The 3,885-nt window shown below is 58.4% G+C and carries 10 protein-coding genes and 1 pseudogene; all 11 read left to right on the top strand.

The window, feature by feature from the left end:
• Window positions 1-311, top strand: a 311-nt coding sequence (gene rplP, locus V6C07_RS03920; protein ID WP_333535056.1) for a 50S ribosomal protein L16, incomplete at its 5' end; no start/stop codon positions are given.
• The gene (gene rpmC / locus V6C07_RS03915; protein ID WP_333535055.1) at window positions 312-542 is read left to right on the top strand and encodes a 50S ribosomal protein L29; all 231 of its coding nucleotides are present in this window, start codon (window positions 312-314) and stop codon (window positions 540-542) included.
• A gap of 1 nt (window position 543) precedes the next feature.
• Window positions 544-807, top strand: a complete 264-nt coding sequence (gene rpsQ, locus V6C07_RS03910) for a 30S ribosomal protein S17 (protein ID WP_012624303.1) — start codon at window positions 544-546, stop codon at window positions 805-807.
• 9 nt (window positions 808-816) lie between these two features.
• Window positions 817-1,185 (top strand): 50S ribosomal protein L14, encoded by a 369-nt coding sequence (gene rplN, locus V6C07_RS03905; protein ID WP_333535054.1) that lies wholly within the window; start codon window positions 817-819, stop codon window positions 1,183-1,185.
• Between the two features lie 9 nt (window positions 1,186-1,194).
• Window positions 1,195-1,527 carry a 50S ribosomal protein L24 gene (rplX, locus tag V6C07_RS03900; protein ID WP_012624305.1) on the top strand — a complete coding sequence of 111 codons (333 nt, stop codon included), beginning with the start codon at window positions 1,195-1,197 and terminating at the stop codon, window positions 1,525-1,527.
• Window positions 1,528-1,536: 9 nt separating this feature from the next.
• A complete protein-coding gene (gene rplE, locus V6C07_RS03895) occupies window positions 1,537-2,076 on the top strand; it encodes a 50S ribosomal protein L5 (protein WP_333535053.1) in 540 nt (179 codons plus the stop codon).
• Window positions 2,077-2,086: 10 nt separating this feature from the next.
• The gene (locus tag V6C07_RS03890) at window positions 2,087-2,272 is read left to right on the top strand and encodes a type Z 30S ribosomal protein S14 (RefSeq protein ID WP_333535052.1); all 186 of its coding nucleotides are present in this window, start codon (window positions 2,087-2,089) and stop codon (window positions 2,270-2,272) included.
• A 103-nt stretch (window positions 2,273-2,375) separates the two neighbouring features.
• The gene (gene rpsH, locus V6C07_RS03885) at window positions 2,376-2,756 is read left to right on the top strand and encodes a 30S ribosomal protein S8 (protein ID WP_333535051.1); all 381 of its coding nucleotides are present in this window, start codon (window positions 2,376-2,378) and stop codon (window positions 2,754-2,756) included.
• A gap of 11 nt (window positions 2,757-2,767) precedes the next feature.
• A complete protein-coding gene (rplF, locus tag V6C07_RS03880) occupies window positions 2,768-3,307 on the top strand; it encodes a 50S ribosomal protein L6 (protein ID WP_012624309.1) in 540 nt (179 codons plus the stop codon).
• A gap of 10 nt (window positions 3,308-3,317) precedes the next feature.
• Window positions 3,318-3,677, top strand: coding sequence for a 50S ribosomal protein L18 (rplR, locus tag V6C07_RS03875; RefSeq protein WP_333535050.1), 360 nt, complete (start codon window positions 3,318-3,320; stop codon window positions 3,675-3,677).
• A 1-nt stretch (window position 3,678) separates the two neighbouring features.
• Window positions 3,679-3,885, top strand: a pseudogene (gene rpsE, locus V6C07_RS03870) (30S ribosomal protein S5); the annotation flags it as partial.

Here is a 3,885-nt window from a genome sequence, read left to right as displayed (position 1 = left end):
AGGCCGTTCAGCACGGCCAGCTCACCAGCCAGCAGATCGAAGCCGCGCGTATCGCCATGATGCGCCACATCAAACGCGGCGGTAAAGTGTGGATCCGCGTGTTCCCCGACCGCCCCGTGACCGCCAAGCCCCTGGAAACCCGTCAGGGTTCCGGTAAGGGGGCGCCGGTCGGCTGGTGCGCCCCGGTGAAACCCGGTCGCGTGCTGTATGAAATCAAGGGCGTCAGCCTTGACCTTGCACGCGAAGCGCTCACCCGCGCCGCACACAAGCTGCCCGTGAAGACCGTCATCGTGGTGAGGGAGGGCATCTAAATGGCCGCCAAGAAAAAAACCGACAAAAGCGCCCGGCCCGCCGCCGCCGACCTTCGCTCCATGAGCGTTGAAGAACTGCGCGGCAAGCTGGCCGAACAGCGCCAGGAACTGATGACCGCCCGTTTCAGGCATGCCGCTGCGCAGCTTGAAAAGACTTCCGAGCTGAAAGCCATGCGGAAGCAGGTGGCGCGCATCGAGACTGTACTGAACGAAAAGGAGCAGAGGGCCTAAAATGCAAGCTCTGGAAGATCGTAAGGGCAGAACGCTGACCGGCATTGTGGTGAGCGACAAGAACGACAAGACCATTGTCGTGCGCGTTGAGACCCTGGTCAAGCACCCTCTGCTCAAAAAGTATGTGAGGCGCCGCAAGAAGTTCACGGCTCATGATCCCATGAACGAATGCGGTATGGGCGATAAGGTCAAAATTGTGGAGTTCCGTCCGCTTTCGCGCAACAAGCGCTGGCATCTGGTCTCCATCATTGAAAAAGCCGTATAGGGTAGTGCCATGATTCAGGTAGAATCCACGCTTCAGGTCGCCGACAATTCCGGCGCCAAAAAGGTTGCCTGCATCAAGGTGCTGGGCGGTTCACACCGCCGTTACGCCTCTGTCGGCGACATCGTGGTGGTTTCTGTAAAGGAAGCCATGCCACATAGCAAAGTGAAAAAGGGCGACGTTATGAAAGCTGTTATCGTGCGCACCGCCAAAGAAGTGCGTCGCATGGACGGCAGCTACATCAAGTTCGACGGCAACGCCGCGGTGCTGCTCTCCAGTCAGGGCGAACCCCTCGGCACCCGCATCTTCGGGCCCGTGGCCCGTGAGCTGCGCGCCATGAACTTTATGAAAATTATTTCGCTGGCCCCGGAAGTGCTGTAGGAGACCGTCATGAAAATGTATCGTATCCGCAAGGACGACAAGGTGATGGTAATCGCCGGCAAAGACGCGGGCAAAATCGGCAAGGTGCTCAAGATCCTGCGCAAGAAGGATCGCGTGCTGGTGGAAAAGACCAATATGGTCAAGCGCCACATGCGCCCCAACCCCTATGCCCAGCAGCCCGGCGGTATCGTGGAAAAGGAAATGCCGATCCACGTGTCCAACGTCATGGTTGTCTGCTCCGCTTGTGGCAAGGCCACCCGCGTGGGCTACAAGACCATTGAGTCCGAGGGCAAGGAAAAGAAAGTGCGCTTCTGCAAAAAGTGCAATGAAGTCATGGAATAAGGTGATACGATGACACGCCTTGAAAAGATATATAGAGAGAAGGTGGTTCCGGTAATGCACAAGGAGTTCAGTTACTCCTCGTCTATGCAACTGCCCGGGATTGAAAAGATCTCTCTGAACATCGGCCTTGGCGCCGCCAGCCAGAACAATAAGCTGATGGAAGAAGCCGTGGCTGAACTTTCGGCCATTGCCGGTCAGAAGGCCGTGGTGACACGCGCCAAAAAATCCATCGCTGCTTTCAAGCTGCGCGAAGGCATGCCTATCGGCGCTCGCGTCACCCTGCGCAAGGACCGCATGTGGGATTTTCTTGACAAGCTCATGAACTTCGCCCTGCCCCGGGTACGTGACTTCCGCGGTATTCCTGACCGCGGTTTCGATGGGCGCGGCAATTTCACCCTGGGCATCAAGGAACACACCATCTTCCCCGAACTTGAGGCGGATCGTGTGGAAAACCCCAAGGGCATGAACATCACCATTGTCACCACGGCGGCCACGGACAAGGAAGGCAAGTTCCTTCTTGACCAGCTGGGCATGCCGTTCCGCAAGTAGGAGTTAAGCTATGTCCCGTACTTCTTTGGAAGTAAAGGCCAAGCGCAAGCCCAAGTTCAGCGCTCGCGCTTACAATCGCTGCCCGCTCTGCGGCCGGCCCCGGGCTTTTCTGCGTCAGTTCGGCCTCTGCCGTATCTGCTTCCGCAATATGGCCCTTCGTGGCGAGCTGCCCGGCGTGCGCAAGTCGAGCTGGTAAATTTCCGGGCGCGAAAGCGCCCGGATGGCGCGTTTTTGGCGCGCCGCGGGAAGTGGCGGCATTGGGCCGTTAACCCCGCACCCAAACTCTCAGGAGCTTCTCGATGTTGACAGATCCCATTGCGGATATGCTGACCCGCATCCGCAACGCACATTTGGCCCTGCATAAGGAAGTAAATGTGCCGCGCTCGAAGATGAAGGAATCGTTAGCCGCCATCCTCAAGCAGGAAGGTTACGTCGAAGACGTGGCCGTGGCCGACAGCAACATTACCATTACCCTCAAGTATCTGAAGGGCAAGCCCGTCATCAGCGGCCTCAAGCGCATCAGCACGCCCGGCCGTCGCGTGTACGTGGGCGCCCACAAGATTCCCAGGGTGCAGAACGGCCTCGGCATATGCATTTTGTCCACGTCCAGCGGCGTGCTGGACGGCATGACCGCCCATGAAAAGAAGGTGGGCGGCGAACTTCTGTGTGAAATCTGGTAGGCGGTGCGAGCATGTCCAGAATAGGTAAACTGCCCATTCCCGTTCCCAATGGCGTTGAAGTCAAGATCGGAACGGATGTTGTGGAAGTGAAAGGCCCCAAAGGCTCGCTGAGCACGCCTGTCTGCTCCCTGCTCCAGTACGAACAGGCCGACGGCCATGTTGTGCTGACCCGCATCGAAGACGACCGCGTTACCCGCGCCCAGCACGGCCTGCGCCGCTCGCTGCTTTCCAACTGCATCGACGGCGTCACCAAGGGCTTTTCCAAGGCCCTGGAAGTCATCGGCGTTGGTTACCGCGTGGCGGTGAAAGGCAATATCATCGAGCTTCAGGTGGGCTATTCCCATCCGGTGCTGGTGGAACTGCCCGAAGGTCTCAAGGCCACGGTGGAAGGCCAGGTGCTGACCATCAGCGGTATTGACAAGGAACTGGTGGGCGAAATGGCCGCCAGGATTCGTCGCATCCGCAAGCCCGAACCCTATAAGGGCAAGGGTATCAAGTACGCTACCGAAACGATTCGCCGCAAGGTCGGCAAATCCGGCGGCAAGAAGTAGGGGGCGCGTCATGAAGTACAGCAAGAATGAATCGCGGCAGCGCCGCAAGATTCGCATCAGCAAAAAGGTCAGCGGCACTGCCGAGCGCCCGCGTCTGGTCGTTTACAGGTCCAACCTGCATGTCTACGCCCAGATCGTGAACGATCTGGACGGCGCCACTCTGGTTGCCACCTCCACCCTTGCGCTTGGCAAGAACGAATCAGGGCTGCACTGCAACAAGGGCGGCGCTGAAAAGGTGGGCATGGAAATTGCCCGCATGGCCAAGGAAAAGAATATCGACAAGGTGGTATTCGATCGCAACGGGTATCTTTATCACGGTCGCGTCAAAGCCGTAGCCGATGGCGCCCGCGAAGGCGGCCTGGAGTTCTAATATGCGTCAGGAAAATACCGAAACACAGCAGAACGAGTTGGGCGAAATCGAAAAGATCGTTTCCCTCAACCGCGTGGCTAAGGTGGTCAAGGGCGGTCGCCGGTTCAGCTTCAGCGCTCTTGTGGTGGTGGGTGACGGAAAGGGCGGCGTGGGCTTTGGCCTGGGCAAGGCCCAGGAAGTGCCCGAAGCCCTGCGCAAGGCAACCGAG

The sequence above is a fragment of the Desulfovibrio sp. 1214_IL3152 genome (genome assembly GCF_036763055.1).
Lineage (GTDB): Bacteria > Desulfobacterota > Desulfovibrionia > Desulfovibrionales > Desulfovibrionaceae > Desulfovibrio.
This window is presented reverse-complemented; position numbering and strand designations above follow the sequence as displayed.

Excerpts from the sequence above, each read along its gene's own strand:
- rpmC (WP_333535055.1), top strand. The coding sequence starts at position 312 with ATGGCCGCCAAGAAAAAAACCGACAAAAGCGCCCGGCCCGCCGCCGCC.
- rpsQ (WP_012624303.1), top strand. The coding sequence starts at position 544 with ATGCAAGCTCTGGAAGATCGTAAGGGCAGAACGCTGACCGGCATTGTG.
- rplN (WP_333535054.1), top strand. The coding sequence starts at position 817 with ATGATTCAGGTAGAATCCACGCTTCAGGTCGCCGACAATTCCGGCGCC.
- rplX (WP_012624305.1), top strand. The coding sequence starts at position 1,195 with ATGAAAATGTATCGTATCCGCAAGGACGACAAGGTGATGGTAATCGCC.
- rplE (WP_333535053.1), top strand. The coding sequence starts at position 1,537 with ATGACACGCCTTGAAAAGATATATAGAGAGAAGGTGGTTCCGGTAATG.
- V6C07_RS03890 (WP_333535052.1), top strand. The coding sequence starts at position 2,087 with ATGTCCCGTACTTCTTTGGAAGTAAAGGCCAAGCGCAAGCCCAAGTTC.
- rpsH (WP_333535051.1), top strand. The coding sequence starts at position 2,376 with ATGTTGACAGATCCCATTGCGGATATGCTGACCCGCATCCGCAACGCA.
- rplF (WP_012624309.1), top strand. The coding sequence starts at position 2,768 with ATGTCCAGAATAGGTAAACTGCCCATTCCCGTTCCCAATGGCGTTGAA.
- rplR (WP_333535050.1), top strand. The coding sequence starts at position 3,318 with ATGAAGTACAGCAAGAATGAATCGCGGCAGCGCCGCAAGATTCGCATC.